This window comes from Kluyvera sp. Awk 3 (genome assembly GCF_028069715.1).
GTDB classification, from domain to species: Bacteria; Pseudomonadota; Gammaproteobacteria; order Enterobacterales; family Enterobacteriaceae; genus Kluyvera; species Kluyvera georgiana_A.
The window spans coordinates 1-1153 of the sequence record NZ_JANEWH010000283.1 but is presented as its reverse complement, the minus strand read 5'-3'; the positions used below and the strand labels follow the sequence as shown (position 1 = coordinate 1153).

Annotated in this window: 1 protein-coding gene; it reads right to left on the bottom strand. The window is 52.5% G+C overall.

The window, feature by feature from the left end:
- Positions 1–64: 64 nt before the first annotated feature.
- The gene (gene rhtA / locus NNN71_RS24650; RefSeq protein WP_065355585.1) at positions 65–952 is read right to left on the bottom strand and encodes a threonine/homoserine exporter RhtA; all 888 of its coding nucleotides are present in this window, start codon (positions 950–952) and stop codon (positions 65–67) included.
- Positions 953–1153: the final 201 nt, after the last annotated feature.

The window sequence follows — 1153 nt, the reverse complement described above, 5'->3', positions numbered from 1 at the left end:
GAATTTATGCAGTTTGTTTTCGATATTATGCATAGTGGCGTGCACTATGCATAAATAAGAAAAATCAACCAACGTCGACTTGTTTTATTTTACTTTCCTGACGCATTGTGAGCGTTGAACCCATTGACGCCATAATAATGGCCCCCAGCGCCATAGACTGGCTAAAGGTCAGCGTCTCACCGAGGAAAACCATGCCGGACATGGCTGCCAGAGCAGGCTCCATACTCATTAATGTTCCAAAGGTACGCGTAGGTAAACGCGTCAGAGCAATCATCTCCAACGAGTAGGGCAGTGCGGTAGAGAGCACGGCAATGGCTAAGCCCAGCGGCAACAGCGACCAGTGCAACAGGGTATCGGCGGCCTGCATGGCGCCCAGTGGCACAAAAACGACCGCAGCAATCAAGGACCCCATCGCCACCGTGGCCGGGCCGTGGTCTTCACCGGCACGACGGCCGCTCAGAATATAGACCGCCCAACCCGCACCGGCACCGAGCGCCAGCAGCGCGCCGGTGAGATCGACATGCGCAACATCCTGCCCCAGTGGCAGCAGGAACCACAGACCCATCACCGCCAGAACCACCCAGATAAAGTCTACCGGGCGGCGTGAAGAGAACAGTGCCACCGCCAGCGGCCCGGTGAACTCCAGTGCCACTGCAATACCCAACGGAATACGCTGTAGTGACAGGTAAAAGAGATAGTTCATCGCGCCCAGTGACAGACCATAGAACAGCAACGGTAGACGCTGCTCTTTAGAAAAACGCAGTCGCCAGGGCTTAAACACCACCACCAGAATCAGCGTGCCGAGCGCCAGGCGCAGCGCAGTAACGCCTGGCGCGCCAATCAATGGGAACAACGACTTAGCCAACGATGCGCCACTCTGGATGGAGATCATAGAGATCAAGAGGACGAGGATGGGTAACCATGAGGGTAGCTTGCGGGGCGTGGTGGACATCTTTTTCCTGTCAATATTTGTCAAAAGAGGTAAAAGCGGCAGTGTAATGGAAATAGTCGCCCACGGTTGAGGAATTGTTGAAAAAAAATCGTCCCGGAACGAGTAGAATTTGCTGAGTCGATGAAAATTTCGTCTGTCAAATTAGGAATTATCTGGAAAATTAAACGTTAATTTTACCGTAATGAACATAAGATTTAACGT